General features: G+C 44.2%; 21 protein-coding genes. 5 read left to right on the forward strand and 16 right to left on the reverse strand.

Going from position 1 to position 18915, the window contains the following annotated elements:
• Positions 1-138: 138 nt before the first annotated feature.
• From IWT5_RS00500 to arsA, 7 genes are all read right to left on the reverse strand, one after another.
• Positions 139-600, reverse strand: a complete 462-nt coding sequence (locus IWT5_RS00500) for a DUF3021 domain-containing protein (protein ID WP_089107998.1) — start codon at positions 598-600, stop codon at positions 139-141.
• On the reverse strand, positions 597-884 hold the full coding sequence (locus IWT5_RS00505; RefSeq protein WP_159459244.1) for a LytTR family DNA-binding domain-containing protein: 288 nt from the start codon (positions 882-884) through the stop codon (positions 597-599). Before IWT5_RS00505 ends, IWT5_RS00500 begins: the two co-directional genes overlap by 4 nt.
• 3 nt (positions 885-887) lie before the next feature.
• Positions 888-1040, reverse strand: a complete 153-nt coding sequence (locus tag IWT5_RS12155) for a hypothetical protein (protein ID WP_159459245.1) — start codon at positions 1038-1040, stop codon at positions 888-890.
• Positions 1041-1181: 141 nt separating this feature from the next.
• Complete coding sequence (locus tag IWT5_RS00510; RefSeq protein ID WP_089108000.1) at positions 1182-1697, reverse strand: hypothetical protein; 516 nt, start codon at positions 1695-1697, stop codon at positions 1182-1184.
• 70 nt (positions 1698-1767) lie between these two features.
• The gene (locus IWT5_RS00515) at positions 1768-2379 is read right to left on the reverse strand and encodes a PepSY domain-containing protein (RefSeq protein ID WP_159459246.1); all 612 of its coding nucleotides are present in this window, start codon (positions 2377-2379) and stop codon (positions 1768-1770) included.
• A 194-nt stretch (positions 2380-2573) separates the two neighbouring features.
• Positions 2574-2903, reverse strand: coding sequence for an arsenite efflux transporter metallochaperone ArsD (arsD, locus tag IWT5_RS00520; RefSeq protein WP_089108002.1), 330 nt, complete (start codon positions 2901-2903; stop codon positions 2574-2576).
• A 17-nt stretch (positions 2904-2920) separates the two neighbouring features.
• Positions 2921-4651 (reverse strand): arsenical pump-driving ATPase, encoded by a 1731-nt coding sequence (gene arsA, locus IWT5_RS00525; protein WP_089108003.1) that lies wholly within the window; start codon positions 4649-4651, stop codon positions 2921-2923.
• A gap of 222 nt (positions 4652-4873) precedes the next feature.
• On the opposite strand from arsA, the gene IWT5_RS00530 reads away from it, so the two are divergent.
• From IWT5_RS00530 to IWT5_RS00545, 4 genes are all read left to right on the forward strand, one after another.
• Positions 4874-5491: a hypothetical protein gene (locus tag IWT5_RS00530; protein WP_089108004.1), complete on the forward strand. Its 618-nt coding sequence runs from the start codon at positions 4874-4876 to the stop codon at positions 5489-5491.
• Between the two features lie 159 nt (positions 5492-5650).
• Complete coding sequence (amaP, locus tag IWT5_RS00535; RefSeq protein WP_089108005.1) at positions 5651-6208, forward strand: alkaline shock response membrane anchor protein AmaP; 558 nt, start codon at positions 5651-5653, stop codon at positions 6206-6208.
• Positions 6209-6222: 14 nt separating this feature from the next.
• Positions 6223-6408: a DUF2273 domain-containing protein gene (locus IWT5_RS00540; protein ID WP_089108006.1), complete on the forward strand. Its 186-nt coding sequence runs from the start codon at positions 6223-6225 to the stop codon at positions 6406-6408.
• A 23-nt stretch (positions 6409-6431) separates the two neighbouring features.
• Positions 6432-6992, forward strand: coding sequence for an Asp23/Gls24 family envelope stress response protein (locus IWT5_RS00545; protein ID WP_089108007.1), 561 nt, complete (start codon positions 6432-6434; stop codon positions 6990-6992).
• A gap of 598 nt (positions 6993-7590) precedes the next feature.
• Here the strand turns inward: IWT5_RS00545 and IWT5_RS00550 are convergent.
• Positions 7591-11472, reverse strand: coding sequence for a mucin-binding protein (locus tag IWT5_RS00550; RefSeq protein ID WP_089108008.1), 3882 nt, complete (start codon positions 11470-11472; stop codon positions 7591-7593).
• Between the two features lie 290 nt (positions 11473-11762).
• Between IWT5_RS00550 and IWT5_RS00555 the strand changes: the two genes are divergently transcribed.
• Positions 11763-12545 (forward strand): (S)-acetoin forming diacetyl reductase, encoded by a 783-nt coding sequence (locus tag IWT5_RS00555; protein WP_089108009.1) that lies wholly within the window; start codon positions 11763-11765, stop codon positions 12543-12545.
• A gap of 92 nt (positions 12546-12637) precedes the next feature.
• Here the strand turns inward: IWT5_RS00555 and larD are convergent, their stop codons facing one another.
• The 8 genes from larD to IWT5_RS00595 all read right to left on the reverse strand — a co-directional run bounded on the left by larD (position 12638) and on the right by IWT5_RS00595 (position 18873).
• Positions 12638-13348, reverse strand: coding sequence for a D/L-lactic acid transporter LarD (gene larD, locus IWT5_RS00560; RefSeq protein ID WP_089108010.1), 711 nt, complete (start codon positions 13346-13348; stop codon positions 12638-12640).
• A 122-nt stretch (positions 13349-13470) separates the two neighbouring features.
• The gene (locus IWT5_RS00565; protein ID WP_225360172.1) at positions 13471-13707 is read right to left on the reverse strand and encodes a hypothetical protein; all 237 of its coding nucleotides are present in this window, start codon (positions 13705-13707) and stop codon (positions 13471-13473) included.
• A gap of 267 nt (positions 13708-13974) precedes the next feature.
• Positions 13975-14664, reverse strand: a complete 690-nt coding sequence (locus IWT5_RS00570; protein WP_089108011.1) for a 2,3-diphosphoglycerate-dependent phosphoglycerate mutase — start codon at positions 14662-14664, stop codon at positions 13975-13977.
• Between the two features lie 163 nt (positions 14665-14827).
• Positions 14828-15439, reverse strand: a complete 612-nt coding sequence (gene lepB / locus IWT5_RS00575; RefSeq protein WP_225360173.1) for a signal peptidase I — start codon at positions 15437-15439, stop codon at positions 14828-14830.
• A gap of 37 nt (positions 15440-15476) precedes the next feature.
• Positions 15477-16556: an AI-2E family transporter gene (locus tag IWT5_RS00580; protein ID WP_089108013.1), complete on the reverse strand. Its 1080-nt coding sequence runs from the start codon at positions 16554-16556 to the stop codon at positions 15477-15479.
• Between the two features lie 79 nt (positions 16557-16635).
• Entirely contained in the window at positions 16636-17529 is an 894-nt protein-coding gene (locus tag IWT5_RS00585; protein WP_089108014.1) for a hypothetical protein, read from the reverse strand.
• A 178-nt stretch (positions 17530-17707) separates the two neighbouring features.
• The gene (locus IWT5_RS00590) at positions 17708-18052 is read right to left on the reverse strand and encodes an AzlD domain-containing protein (RefSeq protein WP_089108015.1); all 345 of its coding nucleotides are present in this window, start codon (positions 18050-18052) and stop codon (positions 17708-17710) included.
• Positions 18053-18069: 17 nt separating this feature from the next.
• Positions 18070-18873 carry an AzlC family ABC transporter permease gene (locus tag IWT5_RS00595; RefSeq protein WP_089108016.1) on the reverse strand — a complete coding sequence of 268 codons (804 nt, stop codon included), beginning with the start codon at positions 18871-18873 and terminating at the stop codon, positions 18070-18072.
• Positions 18874-18915 lie beyond the last annotated feature (42 nt).

Raw genomic sequence — 18915 nt, forward strand, 5'->3', positions numbered from 1 at the left:
CAATGAAACTCGCATTTTCAAGCAATATCCGAGAATCTGAAACTGATCTGTTTTCTCGTGCTTAAAGCATACTATGTATGGAAGAAATGTGGTAGTTAATTTTCAATTAATTTCAATTTTTTCTTTCTTATTTTATTTTCAATCATGTTGCGATTGATTGTTGTTCAGTAACTGATTCAAACGACGAACCTTGGCTTTAGCGATCTGCATGGAACTGAACCACGCAATCAGGTAGATAATCACAAATGCAATCGTATATGAAATCAGGTAATCTTGAACTGGGAACCAGTCAGCAATAATGGCTAATGGTGTAAAACAGGCATAGGTCACGATAAAATGCACGATTGTCTGATGGGTGATGCTCCACTGACTTCTGACAAAGACCAAATAACTGGCAACTTCAAAAACGATGCCTATCAGTGCCCACAAACCAGTGGAAGCAACGGTTGCCGCTAAATTATTACTGAACCGCGCCACAAACTCTGGTGTTGACGGCATAAAGGTTGCCGTGTGATTCAGCACCGAAAAGCCCAGCGCAATCATAAACCCAACGGTGATACCGATTACCGCTCCTGAAATAACGTGTGCGATAACTTTCATTTTAAAAAGGCCTCCTTGATTTGCTTCACATAGCGCCTGGACGTATAGGTACTAGCTCCACTCGTTAGGTTAATCTGATAACTGCCGCTGCCAGTCAATGAAAACGACTCAATAGCTGACTTACTAATAACCTCGGCATTGGAAACGGAAATGAACGTTGCCTCAGAAAGCTGCATTCTTAACTCATACATCCGTTGGCGAACCCGGTACGTCCCAGCTGTCGTTTCGCAAACCACGTGCTTATCTTGCGTGTAGAACCGAATAATACGGTAAAACGGCACCACGATTTACCGATTATCCTGGTAGCCGACAATGGTCATTTTATTGACCAGCCGATCAATTTCAATCGACAATTGAATTAACTCGCGGCTCTCTTTTTGGGCGTTGATACTAATCGATGGTGTAACAAATTTCTTGGCTAGATTAAAGAGGACATCCACGTTTTTCCTCTCCTTTCAAAATCAGTTTATTCGCATTCTTTGCTGATAGCTAGTCCGTGGAAATAACTGGTCTATTTAGTGAGATAAGCGGTAAAAAAAGGTCGCAAGCTTCTGCTTTGCGACCTTTTTTTAAATTTACTTCTAATAGTGGTAGCTACCGTTTGCTTTTACAGAAACGGTTTGCTGCCCTTTATGCAACATTGTTTTGTGGTGTGTCATAATCATCGCTGACTTCAGTTTCGAACCAGTTACATTCCATAAGAGAACGGCTTGCGTTTTGCCGTTAACTTTATGCGTTGCCTTGCGAAAATACATGTAGTCTGATTTAGTCCAGCCACTAGCTCGGAGGGCCTGGTTCTTGTTCTTAGAGAGCTTTGCTGCTGTACCAAGATTAATTCGATACCAGCCATGGACTTTGCTGATCTTAGGTAAATAACCAAAATTACCGGTACCACTGGGAAATGGATGCCAATAGACCTTGTTCGTCGTAAAGGTCACTTGCTGACCGGCAGTCACCCCTCGATAATGTCCAGTGGTCCAATACCAAGTCCCTCTAACAGATTTTGCAGTTGTGCCATAACTACTTGCACTAGCTCCAACGCCTGTCATACCCAAGCCAGCAAATAATACGCCAGCAGTCATTAACCTTTTTTTCATCAGTCATGCCCCCTATTCAAAATTAATATACGCTTTCAGGCCCATCCGAGCAAGCGCTTTCAGAAAAAAACTAGTCATCATGTTCTACCTCTAATAAGTGACCCGTCTGCGCATTGAGTTTAACACTGGTTTCGCGTCCTTGATGGTCGAACTGAATCTCCCAATAGGTTTGCTGATTTTCTTTATCAATGGAAACCTCCGTTGCCGTTTGCCCCTTTGCCTGTGACTGAGCCATTTTCACAGCCCGTTTAAGACTGATTAAATGATCTAGATTCAAAGCTTCCCGGCGTTCTACGCCATTGGCCTCATCCGTGTCCAGCCGCTCACTCTTCTTAGAAATAACATTGCCACTGTTAGCATCTAGCTTCAACGTGTGTTCCTGGTTATCGTCAACACCGTCGATTTCGTACTGGTAGCGACCCAGTTCCCGTTCAACTGAAAGATCCGTAATTTGAGTATCCGCAAAAGTTTGCTGGTACGTTTTGATGGCCGTTGCCACCGGGACTTTAACCTCACTCACATCAGCCTGCAATGAGGACTGACTGCTTGCGGCCGATTGGCTATGACTCGTTTGGTTAGACGATGTTTGACTGCTCTGGCTCGACTGTGAGTTTCTATTAGAACTGCAGCCAACCAGTAATAATGATGCCAGCACCGTGGCAAAGATCAATTTAGGCTTCATCGGTAACATCCTTTCTGTTGTATGGCAGAGTGGTTATCGGTTAACGTGACTATCGGCTTCTTATTATATCCCTAGTTTATCGATAAAAAGGGCGAAACTCAATCACTTTCACCCTTCAAGACAACACGATTCTTGATCCCCAGTTACCCAAAAACTCCCCGTCGTAATATGACTTACGAGAGGGAGTTTTAAACCTATTGTGTCTTTACTTGCTCAGTGGCAACACCAGTGTAGCCGATCAATTCTTCATTAGTCGGGTAAGCACCCGTTTTCTTTACCACCCCGTCTACCAGGGTAATTGGCAGACAGGCCATATCATCCGTCTTCAATAACTCAGCCACCTGTTTGTTGCGCACGAAGGCATTCGGGTTCTGAGCTAAGTTTCGACGAACGATCATCGCTTTGCCACTGTGATTGACCGACCGCTGGATGGCAGTTAACCGAACCAAATTCTGATCCACGGTCGGACCGCACAACCCTGTTGGACAACACAGCGCCGGTTCAAAGATTTCAACTTTCTTCATTATATTCACGACCTTACTTAAAAGGTTAAATTTACCTGCTCAAAATTTGGCTGCCACTTTTCAACGGCATAGTAGCTGTTTGAAACAGCCTTAACTTGGTTGATCCATTTCAATTCACTGCTTGCCCGAGCTTGTAATACCGGATCGGTGGTCTGAGTTGCTAATAGGCTTTGATTGACAAGCCACCATTTATGCGGCATCTTAGCCCGGTCAAGGTCAGCGTTTAATCGCAGGGATTCATAGACCGGAGTTGTTTCCGGCAGTGTCACGGTGATGATTTCAGTCTGTTTAGGATCCTGCAAACGAGGCAGAAGATCCAACACGTTTTGCGGCACCTCACCCGTCGTACGTTTAACTTCTTCAGCGTAATTTTCGGTGGAATTCAGCAGTAACAGGGTATGCCCGGTCGGTGCAGTATCAATGACAACAATGTCGCTGTCGTTTTGCGCCACCACGTCCGCAAATGCTCTGAACACCGCGATTTCTTGGGTACAAGGCGAACGTAAATCTTCAGCAATGTAGTCAACGTCGTCCGCCGACATGGTTTGCTTGGCCTTAGCCAATACTTCATCCTGATAATGTTTTAAAACTTGTTTTTCATCGATATGGCTCACAGTAATTGCCGGATCGTCGATTTTGAATAGTGATAAATGATCAGCAGGATCCGTCGTGGCAAGGTGAACCTTTTTGTGATGAGCTGCCAATTTCTTAGCCAGCTGAATGGCAACCGTGGTTTTACCGACACCGCCCTTGCCCATGGTAAAGACGATTTTCTTATTCTGTTTAATCAGATCATCAACGATTTTATCAATAGAAGGAAACTGCGTCTGGGGACTTGATTCGGCAGTCACAGACGGCTGCTGCGTTTGTAAGACTTTACGAATATTGGCTATCCCAGTCACGTTATAAGCACGCAACGGTACTTCCGCACTTGGCAATGATTGTAAGCTAGTCGGCATATTCCGTAAATCGGCTTGCTGCTGATCAAAGATTACCTGCGATGGCTCATCGGTAGGGTGTTCCAAAACACCATTCATAATTAACTGCTGGTTGGTCATACCAATCTGTGCTAATTCTTCAGCAGCACGCTCAGTTTCAACGAGTGAAGCCCACTGCGGTCTTGAAACCAGCAATAAAGTGGTAAGGTTGGCATCATTTAAAGTGTCGACCGCCTTCTGATACGTTGCCTTCTGCTCACCCAAACCAGCTAGTTGTCCTAAACAGGAAGCCCCTTCCTGATTCTGGTCCAGATAATTGCTCCAAGCCGATGGCAACTGCAGCATCCGCAAAGCGTGCCCGGTTGGTGCGGTATCAAAAATAATGACATCGTATTTCTGATCGATGGTCGGATCTGTCAAAAACTTAGCGAATTCGTTAAAAGACGCAATTTCAACCGTACACGATCCCGATAGCTGTTCAGACATATTTTGAATGGCAGCTTCAGGTAAGACGCCACGATACGGTGCCACCACGCTCTCCCGGTATTCATTAGCGGCCACGATTGGATCAAAATTAGCGGCATCCAACCCACTAACACCAGGGACTGATTGAGGCTGATTACTCAATTTAGTCTCAAAAACATCCTGTAAGTTACTGGCTGGATCGGTGGAAACAATCATCACTCGCTTACCAGCATCCGCCAACTGCACCGCAGTGGCAGTGGCCATCGTCGTTTTGCCGACACCGCCCTTGCCCGTAAAAAAGAGGTAGTGGGTCAGATTAGCTGTTAATGGATTATATAAAGTCAATGTATCACCCCCTTAAATAAAGCGCTTACATAGTCTTCACTTCAAGTATAGGGGGCACGGCCAGTAACGTCAAAAAAATCACTTGATCAGACAAACGAATAATAATGTCACAGTTTGTCCGAAACAAGCCTAGTTAGTGGTGCATCCTCCCCAATTGAACTAAAATGACGACACATTAAAACTATCCTATACCGTTATTGTACACAAATAAGGAGGCGCAACATGTTTAACTGGGAAACGTATGAAACCGCTGAGTATCAGCGCTCAGAAGAACCAACACTCGTTGAATTAACCACCCGTAGCTACATTACCGCTGAGGGTAAGGCAACGCAGCACACTGCAGATGACAACTTCATTCTCTTAGCTGAAGCAGTGGAAAAAGTGGCGGCTCTCATTGCTGATAGCCAAGATATCGGTATTGAGGTCACTGGTTTTAAACCTTATCGACCGTACCCTATTCAAGCGGTTTGGACAGTTGGCGGCACCGAAGAACAATTTAAAATTTGGCTCAAACAGCCCCTGTTCATCCACCAGGATATTTTCGAAACCGCTAAAAAATATGCTAACTGGGAAAAGGCCATTTCAGACCAAATTCACTTTGAACAACTGGCTGAAGGCACTGAAATTCAAGCAACTGGTCACGGTGAGATTGGCCCGCATGCCAAAACACTGCAGGCTCTTAACGCAGCGATTGAAGAGGCTGGTTTTCAACGGGCCCATTTGGACACCTATCGTGAACTGTACTTGGACGGCCTGCCATTCTCAGAGAAGAGTGATACCCTCTTCCGTCTGAAACTTGATCCAGCCGTTGGCGACCCCAAACCTAAAGTGACAAATTAAACCCCAAATTGTCTGAAAACGCGACAAAATATTCCAAATGTATTATCCATGATATCATAAAAATATATTATCGTTATTATAATAAATAAATTAGTATCTTCCTAGAAATCAGCTATCAACCCTTGTTATGATGGATTTACTAAGAAAGGTGGTGATAACTTGCAGACCTTAACTAAAACGGGACTTGCGATCCTAATTGTTCTCGCAATACCGTTGTCTTTAGGCTTGATGTTGCTCAATTGGTCCGTGGTCGGTGAGCCGTTACACTTAGGCTTCCTAGACTCTGGTACGATGCAGGCGATTAGTCAAAATTACCTCTTCTGGGGTGGCTTAGTGCTAACCGTTGTGCTGATTGTCGGTCTCTTCGTCATTACGCTTTGGCCCAAAACCTTTCAGTTATACCGCACAAGTCACAATAATGGCCAGCTGCGGGTAACGAAAAAGGCCATTGATAATTTTACCCTTTCCTCACTACAGCATGAACCTTTCATCAGCGATCCAAAAGTTACCACTAAGCTTTCAAAGAATCGTATCAAGGTCAAGATCAATGGTGCGTTGCGCCCTTCTTCTAATGCTAAATTGCAAGCCACATTATATGCAAAACGGCTGGAAGAAGATCTCAAACAGCTATTGGGAATTGATCACGACCGTAAAATCGAGATTCATTTGACGGATTACAAACGCAACCGCAAGTCTAATCAGCCCCGTGTCGTTTAAAGGAGGCGTTGCCCGTGCCTGAACTGCTCAAGCTTTACCGCTGGCCCATTATCGGTGGCGTCACCGGTTTAGTACTCGCCATGTTGTTACTCACGATTGGTTTTTGGAAGACACTGATTTTGCTACTGCTAATCGGTATCGGCACAGCTGCCGGACTGTATCTTTCACAAACCGGTCTACTAGATGATTATTTTAATTAGCTCACGTTAAAGGAGGACGTTTAATGCCAACCACAACACTCAACAAACCAGGAACTCTTAAAAGCACTGAAGGCAAAAACCTCAAACCAGAAATCAAAGGCGAATTAACCTATGAGGACAAGGTCTTACAAAAGATCGTTGGCATTTGCTTAGAGCATATTGATGGCTTGCTCACTGTCGATGGTGGTTTCTTCGCTAACGTTGCTGACAAATTAGTGAATACCAATGACAAGACGTCCGGCGTCGACGTAGAAGTTGGTAAGAAGCAAGTTGCTGTTGATTTGGACATCGTTGCCGAATACGGCATTGATATTCCTGATCTATACGAAAAAATTAAACAGGACGTTGTTAAACACGTTAATGACATGACTGGTCTAGATGTGATTGAAGTCAATGTTACCGTTGTTGACGTTAAAACCCGAGAAGAATATGAACGTGATTCTGTTAGCCTGCAAGATAAGGTCGGCGAAGTTGGCAATAAGACCAAAAACGCCGTTAATAAAGGCGCACGAAAAACCAAGGCAGCCGTTTCAACCGGAGTGGACAAGGTGACCCCTGATGATCAGCCTCCGCGAGTTGACTAATCAAGTGTAAAAGGACAATGCCTGCTAGCCGGTAGCGTTGTCCTTTTTGCTTGCAGAGGATTTTGCTTTCAGCCTCACTATCGACATGTTATAATCAGGATATAAAAAGAAGTCCCATTGGCGTGGGACTTCCTGCAGAGCCGTTATTGACGGTGGCAGTTTTATACAAAAACCGTTCGAACCTGTCAAAGTTGTAGGAACGGTTTTTTATTTTAGTCTATTTTTGAGTTTCCTTATTGCATCAATCAGTTTAATTACAGCATAGACTAGCGCGGTAACCGCTAAAATCAATCCCGTAATTTTGCCAACCAAAACAATGAGAAAACCAATCCAAGACAAAATGGCTTATCCTTTCTCCAGAATGTGCGTTACAAGTGCTTACACTCATAGGCATCAGACCTTTTCAATTAGATTTGCCAACCGTCACTAAATTGCTCTACTAAAGTAGTATACCGAAAGTAGGTCAGATATTGGCATTGTATCAACTAATCACATTGAAGTTTTAGAAGTCATACTAAATGTCCTAAATGACCTAAAAATCGTCCAGACTGCATTTCTGTAATCTGGACGATTAAATTTTTCTGGCATCTACCGCAATTTAACGTTCACGTCGCTTATTACGTTCAACCCCAAACACACCAAGGATTGTCGCCATTAATAGTCCTAATAAACCAAGTGGTGTTTGCTGTTCATCCGTTTGAGGTAAGGTTACTGCCGTTTTAGCAGTCGCATTAGTGGCTTGGCCAGCTTCACTAACCGTAGCCGTTCCAGCCTGACTACCGTTATCAACGCTACCATTCACTTGTTCACGATTTGAGGTAACCTGCTCGGGGTCAGTGGTTTGCTCACCCGTTACCACGTTGTTATCCGGACGCCCCGGTAAGACTTCCGGTTGTTGCGGTGTCGTTGGGGGTGTCGGATTAGTTGGATTGTTTGGGTTGGTTGGACCTGTTGGACTCGTCGGGTTAGTTGGGGTTGATGGCCCCGTCGTCTTATCGTAAAAGACGGTAACGGTGGTGTTCTCGGTATCCCCATCAACCGTGCCCGCATCAACATCCTGGCTAGCGAACCCGTACCCCTGTGCAGAAAGGTCTGGCGACTTAACGGCAATCCAACCGCCATCGGTTAATACCCATTCACCTGGTACAACCTCACCAGTTTCTGGATCAATGACACTCGTTTGAGTCACGACTGCTTGTTGAGTAACGGAAGGCGCGATGATTTCATTCGTTGACCGATCCCGATATTCAATCGTCCGGGTCACCGTATTCGACTTCACCCAGATTCCAGGTCCGGTCTGTCCAGTACCTAGGCTAATTAACCCAGCCTTCGTTCCTTCAGTGGCAGCCAGTCCATTGGCAGCCACTGAGAAACTCATGTAGGCTACTTGATCTTTCTGAGCTGAAAGTGACATTTTCACTGGAACCTTTAGCTGTGATGTATCTGTCGTTGGCAGATAGCTATCACCGTCATATGACAACTTGAAACCAACTACTTGGCTAAAATCACTCACTGCTGATTCGTCAACGTACGTATCAGGAGCAGCAGCCAGCGCGTACTGAACCGTTGCCAAACCTTGCCAAGCATCCGGCAACACAACTGGTCCAGTCATGGTGACTGCAGTGGTCGTTTCACGGGATTGATCCGGATCCGTTACAGCGGTATCGCCAACAGTTGGCAGTGTGCCGATAATGGTCACGTCAGTTAAACCGCCATCTGACTGTGGTGTGAACGAAAGCCCATATTGCGCATCTTGACCAATTTCAGTGGAGACTACCATGCTGGTTTCACCAGCATTATTAGTAGCGGTGGCGGCCACGTGAATTTGGTTAGAATCCGTTGCTAACAATAGGCGTTGCTGTAACACAAAGACGTTTGCTGTATCAGAGTTGCCATCAATATCACTGCTATCCGGTACCATTTGCACTGCGGAAGGACTATCTGGATCTAGGTTAGCGGGCGCCACCGTATCCTTTTCAGTCACGGTTGAATATACAGCAGGCGTTACCGACTGTAATTTCAATTCAGGAGCGATATTGACAGCTAAATCAAGCTTATTTTGATCATTTGGTGCCAAACTGGTGGCATCCCAGTTGATAGTCAGCATCGTGCCGTTATCGACTTGCTTGGCCGTCACGTTGCTGTCCGTTCCGGTGTAGGTCATCCCTTTTGGTAGGAAAACGTAAGACTTCAAACCACTAAAGTCTTGAACGGAAGCTTGGTTATTTTCCACCATGACTTGTAAGGTATTGTCACCAGAGGTCGCCAATCCGTTCTGCTGATTCAGCAAGTTCAGGCTCTCATTGAGCACCCGTGGCATGTTCTCGGCAGGAGCTACGATTTCTGCCGTTTGGGGCGCCATGTATTGATTATAGATTGCTCGCGTATCATCCGCGGAACCTTCTGCTACCAAATATCCGTGGTCATCATACTGATGAACATCCGTACCAGTTCGACGACTCGGTGTAATAACGTTATTGCCATCAATTTTTCCTTGAACAATAGCGCCATCTTTAGAATAAATCACATCTTCCCAAGCAGCACTATTACCGCCGGCAATTTCAACCGTGAAGTCGTTGGATACTTTACCAAAGTAGCCGGCCTTAGGCGACATCTTAAAATACGTGTTAGTTTGTAGACCTTGAGGATGGACTTTATAAACAAACTGAATTTGCGCCACACCACGATTGTTGTCCACGTATTGCGACATATCAACGTCGCCATTGGTCGTTGTCAGATCAGTCATAATTGGGGTCGTTTCAAAATCACTCTCGTCTTGATAACGAACGTAAACATCCGCTACTGGTTGTTCAACCAGCGGAACCTGAATCCCATAAATTGACTGTTCAGGAATTTCGACATACGAACTTGGCGCGGTCACTTGCATCAAATCAACGTTTAAATGTGGGTCAACATTATAAGTCGCAATATACTTGGTAATGGCTCTACCATAAATAGGAAACTCAGTATCAAGGTAATCAAAGTCTTCTGGTCCAGTTTGCATCAAAAATGCCAGTTGGGCATTGGGATAAACCGTTGGGTCAACATTGCCAATTTTTTTGGTTAGATTTCCCTCACCATCTGCAGGACCCCAGTGATACTGAACAAATACAGAACCATCCGTTGGCGTAATTGGCGTCTTCGCATTAGCCGAAACCTGAATGGTACTGTTAGCAATTTTTGAAGTTGTACTTTCGCCATTGATTGAAGTTGCATTTACCTGACTCTGAGTTGTTAACTTAGTCAGTGCTTTGGTGTCTTTATTGATTCGAAGCACAATGTTGAAATAAGCGTTAAACAAGTTGTCGGTAGCGGCCAGCTGATCCTCTAAACTTGGCGCTGTCATATTAAAGGTCAGTAATGTTTGACCACCGCCGGAAGTTTGGACCACTGGTGTTACTGTTGAGTTATCCACGCTTACGAATGATAATCCAGCCGGAATCAAATATTTGAGGCTCGTTGTTGACCCTGGTTTGAAATACGCTTGTCCCAACGTGCTCTTTGGTGCCGAAATACCCACCCGATAAACCAGTAGATCGCCAGGCAATCCGGTTAACATCTTTGTATTAATAACGGCGTTACCGTCTTCGTCCAGCAAGATGTTCCCGTCTTCATCTTGGGCGAGCGTCCCAATCATCCGGTTAGTCACCCCGTATTGCGCAGTTGATTGCACGGTCACGCTTTGTTTATCCGCTTGGACTAGTTGGGTATCTCCATCAAAATAAGTAGCCCCCATAGTAATCTGCGTGCCATTTATAATCGCTTGGTTAGCTGTCGAAAAGACGAATTTCTTGGCAACTGACAAACCATTAATGGGTGCTGTAAAGGAATAAATCAGCTGCGTACCGTCTGTGCTAAGCGTTGGCGTAATCCCATCAATTGCTAAGTCGAGGCCATCGCTCAGTTTAAAATCCTGTGGCAAATCAATCACCAAACGCTGCTCATTCATGGTTTGATTAATACCACTCACTGATAATTTCAAATTAAAATTAGCTGACTCACCCGCTTGAATCTCCGGTTCTTGAGCCGTTAAGTCGATATCGGCCTTTACAACACTGGCAGAAACGTCTGACTTAACCGCCTTAAAGGTGGTCATCCTGCTTTGCGCAACTGGTGCAGTAACCTGCTCAGGCGCTGGTAACTGTTCAGCGCTCTTCTGGCTAACTGCCGGATTGGTCGCATCATTAGACTGCTCAGATTGCGGTTGTTCCTCCACCGTCGTCTGATCAGCATCTGTTTCAGTCGTTTTCGTCACTGGGTTCGATTCAGTGCTTACCTTAGTTGTACGTTCAGTTGAAGACTGTAACGTAACCGAACTATCACTGATACTCGTTGAATCAGTGGTTGATTCAGTTGTCGCTGCGCTGGCTGTATCAGTCTGTCCCTCGTCTGCTTTAGCCTGTGTAACCCCTACCATCAGCAAACTGCCCAAAACTGTACTGGAAATTAAAAGCTGCTTGATCATCTTTGGCTGGTTCATTTTAAAGCCCCCCTACTGGTATAATCCATACCTAACTCCACTATTCAAAATACTAATATCAATAAATCAATTGTAGTTTACCTGATTTTTATCAACAGTTCAAACTAAAAAGTCTCGACCAATTAAAGAGTTGGTTTTACATCCCATTTTCCAGCAATTTGTCACCCCCCGATGGCCGAAATAACTAATTTGAGCTCTTTTCATCAAAGAAGTGTAATCGTTTTCAATACTCTGGTAATTATGCTATTCTAATAGTGTTGTGATACAACTACTTTTAGGAGGCGTTTCGAATGACAGAACTTAACGGTAAAGTTGCTTTTGTTACAGGTGGCGGACAAGGTATTGGTAAAGCCATTGTTAAGCGTTTATCATCAGATGGATTCGCAGTTGCAGTTGCTGATTTAAACACTGATACAGCTAACGAAGTTGCCAAAGAAGTTAATGACGGCGGTGGCAAAGCCATTGGCGTCAAGGTTGATGTTAGTGACCGTGACAGCTTCTTTGCAGCAGTTAAAGAAGCTGCTGAAAAATTAGGCGGATTCGATGTTTTGGTTAACAACGCTGGCCTTGGCCCAACTACGCCAATCGATACCATCACACCAGAACAATTCGACAAAGTTTATCACGTTAACGTTGCCGGTGATATTTGGGGCATCCAAGCCGCTCATGAACAGTTTAAGAAGAACGGCAAGGGTGGCAAGATCATCAACGCCACCTCTCAAGCCGGTGTTGTCGGTAACCCTAACTTGGCCCTTTACAGTGGTACTAAGTTTGCCGTTCGTGGGATCACACAAGTTGTTGCCCGTGACTTAGCCGAAGAAAACATCACGGTTAACGCCTACGCACCAGGTATCGTTAAGACGCCAATGATGTTTGACATTGCTCACCAAGTTGGTAAGAATGCCGGCAAAGACGATGAATGGGGCATGCAGACCTTCGCAAAGGACATCGCTTTGAAGCGCTTGTCCGAACCAGAAGATGTTGCTAACGCCGTTTCCTTCTTGGCTGGTCCAGATTCAAATTACATTACTGGTCAAACCATCGAAGTTGATGGCGGGATGCAGTTCCACTAAACGTAAAAATAATCGTTTCAAAATAACGCAAAAGAAGCTCAATTCGTCATGAATTGAGCTTCTTTTTGATATCTGATAGACATTGAATGAAATTAAATACCTAAATAAAACTTAGCAAACAATGCTGTTGCCACAGCGCCAAAGAATGGTGCAATCCCTGGTACCAGTAACCCGTATTGCCAGTCGCTTTCAGCCTTGTTCTGGATTGGTAAAATGGCGTGGGCGATCCGTGGACCAAGATCACGTGCTTGGTTCATTGCGAAACCAGTAGGACCACCGAGACCCATACCAATTGCCCAAACCAGCAGACCAACACCGATTGGCACAACTTCTGGTGAGTTAGCGCGAGAAATTGCTAGGATTGAAGTCAAAAAGATGAATGTGTCGATAAATTCCACAAAGAAATTCCGGGGTAAGTTCCGGACAGCCGGTGACGTTGAGAAAATGTTACGGATCGTCACTGGATCGATTTTATCGTAAGAGTTTTTAAATGAATCTGCGTACATAATGTACACGATCACAGCACCAACAATGCCGCCTGCAATTTGAAAAATAGAAGTTTCGATAAATGTAATAAAGCTCATTTTGCCTAATAAATACATGCAGAAGGCCATTGCTGGATTGATCGTAACGTTACCAAAAATAAATAAGGCGATTGAAATACCGAATGCCCAAGTGGTGATCGCAAATAGATGCCCTGAACCATGGTACTTTGTATCGTGTAAAACTGTGCCAGCATGGACACCCACCCCGAATAAAATCATTAGTGCTGTGCCCATAAACTCTGCCATTAATTGATGCATCTCTTTTATGCCATCCCATTCTTATAGTTGATTTGTTTGTAACAGTTATTTTGCGACAAAAAAAGTCCTCTGAACTCGTTGACTGGCGAACTTCAGAGGATTGTTAACTCTGTCGTTATTGACTACGCAACCGTATCTGAATCAGTTAAAACGTGTTGGAACGAAACTAAGCCCTTCGCAATATCAGCTTTGAATAACCCCTTAATATGGGTATTCTCATCCGTGACGACAACTAAAAATTCGTCTTCACTCTCTTCAGACCGGGTAAAGGTTTCGTATTCACCCTTAAACCCATTTTTTCTAAAGATACCAATGATTTTTAACATTTCTCGTTGACTGACTTCTGTTTCGTTATTCAAGACTTAATTTCTCTCCCGTTCTGTGACTTTTAATTATTCTTACCATCATTAACCAGTTTTACGCAATTTAGCGCAGAAAAATGATCACCCACGGGACAGACGAAACGCCCGTTAGTGACCACTTTTGGTTAATTTTAAATTTGTGTTGCTGAAACGTGTTCCAGCAGGCAAGGAGCTATGTGTAAGTCAATATTGGCATAAATCCAAAACCGGGATTTTTGCCAATATCATCTTACACGCCGCTCCTTAACCGCCTGCTTCCACACTCTAGCCGAGTTTACTCTTACCCAAAACCTTCAACTTTTCGTCGAAGTCATAGATAACTGGTTGGCCCGTCTTCATTTCCAAGTTGATGATATCTTCATCTGAGATACCTTCAATGTACTTGCTCAAGGCACGTAATGAGTTACCATGGGCTGCAATGATGACGTTCTTGCCATCTAACAACTTAGGTGCAACTTCGTCTTCCCAGAAAGGCATAACCCGTTCCAAGGTAACCTTCAAGTTTTCACCACCAGGTACGATGTTAGGATCCAAGTTAGCATAACGACGATCGTTAGCTGCTGATCCTTCATCATCAGCACTCAGCAATGGAGGCAAAACATCGTATGAACGACGCCAGATGTGGACTTGTTCGTCACCGAACTTCTTAGCTGCTTCAGCCTTGTTTTGGCCTTGCAATGCACCGTAGTGACGTTCGTTCAAACGCCAAGTCTTGGTTTCTGGAATCCAGAGTTGGTCTGAGTATTCCAAAGCATAATGCAAAGTCTTGATGGCACGAGTTAAGACAGAAGTGTAAGCATAGTCAAATTCAATGCCTGCTTCCTTGATTAACTTACCAGCGTTGATAGCTTGCTTAACACCTTCATCACTAAGGTCAACGTCAACCCAACCAGTAAATTGGTTAGATAAGTTCCATTCACTTTGACCATGACGAATCAATACTAATTTAGCCATTAGTTAAATACCTCTTTCTTCTTTTAATTACCCAAACTATTTTACACCAAATGAACGGTAATTCCAGTACCAATTCGCTTTTCACATTAGAAAAGCGGGTCCAATCCTTTCGTAGATTGAACCCGCTTAAACAGATTAATTATTTGTGAAATATTTTGGCCGATTAATTCTGGTAATTGTTAATGATTTTATGGTTACTCTTCCAGAAACCAACCTTCACAACACCGACCAACTTACTCTTTGGCACGAACCCGTATACTCGGCTATCTTCTGAAACGCTCCGATGATCACCTAGTACGAAGTAGCAGTTCTTTGGCACTTTGTTGATCCGGTTATTACCAATGGCGAGGCTCCACTTATTGCTCCAGTCGTTTTGACGAGCTGCAGAAACTAGGTTAAAACCGTTTTTATAGCTGGCAACCGTGCCGGCTTGCTGCTGATACTTTGAAATGTAGTTTTGAGCTTGATACTTGCCGTTCACGTACAATTTACCAGTCTTGCTGTAACGAATCGAATCGCCTGGCAGACCAATCACACGCTTAACGTAATTTTCCTTTGGTGCCGCGTTTGCATCCACCCCTGAAGCATCAAAAACAATCACGGAGTAACGCTTAACGGGAGCGGTTTTAACCGCCACAACGTGTTGGTTGTTCTTTAAATTAGGTTCCATTGACGCACCAGAAACATTGATGGGCACCAGCCATAAGAAACGAATACCGAGAGCTAGTAATAGGCCAACCGCAACGGGTATCAACCATGAAAGTGTCTTTTTCAAAATAAAGCCTCCAATTTGTTAGTCAACGTTTGCACTGTTAGTCATCCGACTTCCAGCGTTTCCGTTGTTCTTTGATTTTTTCTTTTAACTCTTGTGGCGCAACGTATAAACCATGCGCCTTTTTAACGCCCAGAATATCCAGGAAGAAAGTGAAGATCGGCACACTGACAATCAATCCCCAAGTGCCCCACATGGCTTCACCAGCCAATAATACCACGAACGTATAAAAAATTGGCAGTTCGGTTTTACTGGACATGAGCTTAGGATTTAAAACGTAGGCCTCAAGGGTATGAACGACCAGCAACAGAATCAAAATCGTGATCACATCCCGAAATCCGCCGACCGCATAACCGAGAATACTGAGGGGAATAGCTGAAATAATGACCCCAGCCACGGGAATCAGGCTCAAAATGAAAATCATGATAGCCACGGCCAGTAATTGTGGAATATGCAGGAACGCCAAACCAATCGTTGTGACCGCTGTGTTGAACAAGGCAATCAGAAATTGCGCTTCCAAAACCACCCCAAAGGTATCGGCAAACTTATGGCCGAAATAGGAAACATCCTGAAAGAACCAGCCATAATCGCTGCTGAGGAATAACTTGGAAAAGGCGTTCATTGGTTTGAGCTCAATCGTATAAAAGAAGCTCAAAATGATGGAAAGCACGATGGTGACACCAAATGAACCAATACTGGTAATGTAATCAACCAGTAATTTCAAGCTGCCTCGCACCTGTGGCAAAAGATTGGATTTACCGATCCAGTCTGACACCAGTCTAACTGTCTGGTTAGTGTCATTAGCTGAATTTTGGTAAAACGTGTAGATCGACTGAACAGATGAAACCACCTGTGCGGTAATCTTAGGAATATAAATGGTGATCCCCAAATAGAGGCCAACAATCAGTAAGACGTAAACCACAATGACGATGAACTGGTACGGAATCTTAACGCGTTGCTGGATAGTCCTGATCAAGCTAACGATTAAATACGTAAAGATAAACGTCAGCAAAATCTTACTCATTTCGGACCTCACCAGCCAAAGCACGCTGATCAAGATCCCCAAGACGACCCAACGCCTTAGAACAACATTTTTAATAAACCGCTGATATAAGCTCATAGCGCCCCTCCCCTCTAGTCAATCAATTAAAATAGCCCCGTCCACCACATACAAACGTGGTCAAACAAGGACCATTTCGTTACTTGTAATTTTTCTCTGCATAGGCTTTAAACGAAATACCTGCCTTGTGCGCAGCAATCAAACCACTTCTAATATCTTGATCCGAAAAACTGCCCGATGGCACACCGATTGAAGACAAGATTTTCCGAGCGTTTGAAATTTGAGCTGCGGTGATAGGTTTACCATTAATCTCAGTTTGTGATTTTTTAACGGTGTATTCGTTCGACCCCTTATAGTTTTTGACTGCGGCCTTTTCGGCATCCGTCAATCCAGGTGTGGAGCTACTTGAATGATCACTAGTCGAGCTTGAACTATCGACGGCACTGCCATCGCCAGTACCGTCACCGCCATTTTTAATGGCTTTATTGTTGGCGCTACGGAGTTCAACCGCTTTATTGTAAATGTCAGTATAGTAGACTTCTTGTGCTGCGGTATCCTTAAAGATTCGGTCCAACGTAGCGTTAGAAGCTTCGTAAGATTGCCCCTGATTCTGAGTTAAAGCTTGGTCGTAAACATCTTGGAACGTTTCGGCCTTCAGTTGAACGGTCTTTAAGATCTTCAATGCTGTTTTCGCACGGTTACTCAAAGTTGAAAGTCCTGTTTTGGCTTTTTTAACTTTCGTATAATTGGCCTTAGCCACATTAAATTCATGGTCGGTCATAGCCGATTCTGCAGACACGAAGTTTTGTGTCTGCGTCAAATAGCCTTTGGCCACCTTATCGTTGGTCCGATGACGCAAAGCTTCTTGGAATGACGATTCAGCAACTGAATAGTTTTTTTTGCTGACCGCCGTCTTACCAGTCGTCATGGCCGCTGTATAGGCTTTTTGGGTAATATGATGACTGGTAAATGTCACCCCGCCAATAACTAAAATGACGACAACTGCCACGATGGTCCAGATCCACTTTTTCAAAGTAATTCCTCCCGCTTTCAGGTATCTTATTTCTCATTATAACATGTTGCAATTCCCACGGCAGTAGCGATTGATAAGATTATCCAAAACGTAAAAAAGCAGTCCAGTCAACTAAATGACTGCACTGCTTCACGCTTCATATGGCTTTAAAGCCGAAAAATTTTAACTTTAGATTTGTTTACAAGACGACTGCCAGTAAGAAGACACTGACGAGCCCCACCACTACTGAAAGTGCCATTGACCGCGTAAAGTAGGCAATTAAGCCCACAATAACTGAGGCAATGATTTCTGGTGTGTGATGCACAATATCGAACTGATAAGTTGGCGTCACAAACACGTCCTTCACGACCAGTGCGGTAAACAGCGATACCGGAATAAATTTCATCCATTCGTTGAACCATTCCGGAATTTTACGCTGGGTAAAAATCTTGATGGGAAGATAACGTGGTGCAAAGGCCACGAAGAACCCCAAGATAACTAATACAAGATGTTGCGTTGTGTTCCAGTGATTTACTGCTGCCATATCTGTCTCCTAATTAACTAACCCTCGTCCGACTCTTCTTCAGCTGATGCTTCCTTACTACCGGGGTTTCTCACCTTATATAGGAAATGACTGCCCGGCTTTTTGTGCCGTAAGTAATGCTCCAAAGAAAACCCGATAAACGAGGAGATCAGTGTTGAAATAACCAGTCCCAACGTGCTCTTTGTCAACACTAGGAAGAATACCGCCAGCACTGCCGCAATCAACCCGATAAAAATCGTCAGGCGGTTCTTGACCTGCATGATGATCATATAGAGGAACAGCGCGGTAAGGGCAAAGTGAACAACGGTTAAATCGATTTTTAGCGCGCTGCCCACTAAACTGCCGATGAGGTTGCTGACCGTCCAAAAGAGCAGTGAATAATGTTCAACCATCAAGGCTTCTCGCGGCGTCCATTTTTTATCAGTTGCAAACTTCAAATAGTTGACCGCGTAGTTTTCATCATTCATCGACACTGCAAAAATGAACTTAAACCGTTCTGATGTGCCCATCAGGTATTTAGATAAACTTGAGCCGAGTAACGCATACCGCAACTCCAAGAAGAACAGCATTAATACGATGGATAGCAATGGTGCATTAATCGTCAGCATGGACGCAATCATGAATTGCGCACCGCCTGAAAAAATAAAAATTGACACAAGCCCGGTTAAAATCGTATTGAATCCCGCAGCATGCAAAAGCACACCACAAGCCAATCCGATTGGTATGTAGCTTAAGTTCAATGGCATTGCAACGTTGAGTGTTGAACGCCATTTGGGCTCGTTAGGGTTTGGCACTTGTTTTGTCAAGAATGATGCCTCCATAAAAGGTAGAGTGGCAAAGCAGACGATTAGGGAGCAACGTCT

The sequence above is a fragment of the Secundilactobacillus mixtipabuli genome (assembly GCF_002217925.1).
In the GTDB taxonomy this organism is placed as follows: Bacteria; Bacillota; Bacilli; order Lactobacillales; family Lactobacillaceae; genus Secundilactobacillus; species Secundilactobacillus mixtipabuli.

What these genes read in the sequence shown, in the direction of transcription:
- IWT5_RS00580 (WP_089108013.1), bottom strand. Translation starts at nt 16,556, where the DNA reads ATGAGCTTATATCAGCGGTTTATTAAAAATGTTGTTCTAAGGCGTTGG.
- IWT5_RS00555 (WP_089108009.1), top strand. Translation starts at nt 11,763, where the DNA reads ATGACAGAACTTAACGGTAAAGTTGCTTTTGTTACAGGTGGCGGACAA.
- IWT5_RS00500 (WP_089107998.1), bottom strand. Translation starts at nt 600, where the DNA reads ATGAAAGTTATCGCACACGTTATTTCAGGAGCGGTAATCGGTATCACC.
- IWT5_RS00515 (WP_159459246.1), bottom strand. Translation starts at nt 2,379, where the DNA reads ATGAAGCCTAAATTGATCTTTGCCACGGTGCTGGCATCATTATTACTG.
- IWT5_RS00595 (WP_089108016.1), bottom strand. Translation starts at nt 18,873, where the DNA reads ATGGAGGCATCATTCTTGACAAAACAAGTGCCAAACCCTAACGAGCCC.
- IWT5_RS00510 (WP_089108000.1), bottom strand. Translation starts at nt 1,697, where the DNA reads ATGAAAAAAAGGTTAATGACTGCTGGCGTATTATTTGCTGGCTTGGGT.
- IWT5_RS00550 (WP_089108008.1), bottom strand. Translation starts at nt 11,472, where the DNA reads ATGAACCAGCCAAAGATGATCAAGCAGCTTTTAATTTCCAGTACAGTT.
- IWT5_RS00530 (WP_089108004.1), top strand. Translation starts at nt 4,874, where the DNA reads ATGTTTAACTGGGAAACGTATGAAACCGCTGAGTATCAGCGCTCAGAA.
- larD (WP_089108010.1), bottom strand. Translation starts at nt 13,348, where the DNA reads ATGCATCAATTAATGGCAGAGTTTATGGGCACAGCACTAATGATTTTA.
- IWT5_RS00545 (WP_089108007.1), top strand. Translation starts at nt 6,432, where the DNA reads ATGCCAACCACAACACTCAACAAACCAGGAACTCTTAAAAGCACTGAA.
- IWT5_RS00570 (WP_089108011.1), bottom strand. Translation starts at nt 14,664, where the DNA reads ATGGCTAAATTAGTATTGATTCGTCATGGTCAAAGTGAATGGAACTTA.
- IWT5_RS00590 (WP_089108015.1), bottom strand. Translation starts at nt 18,052, where the DNA reads ATGGCAGCAGTAAATCACTGGAACACAACGCAACATCTTGTATTAGTT.
- arsD (WP_089108002.1), bottom strand. Translation starts at nt 2,903, where the DNA reads ATGAAGAAAGTTGAAATCTTTGAACCGGCGCTGTGTTGTCCAACAGGG.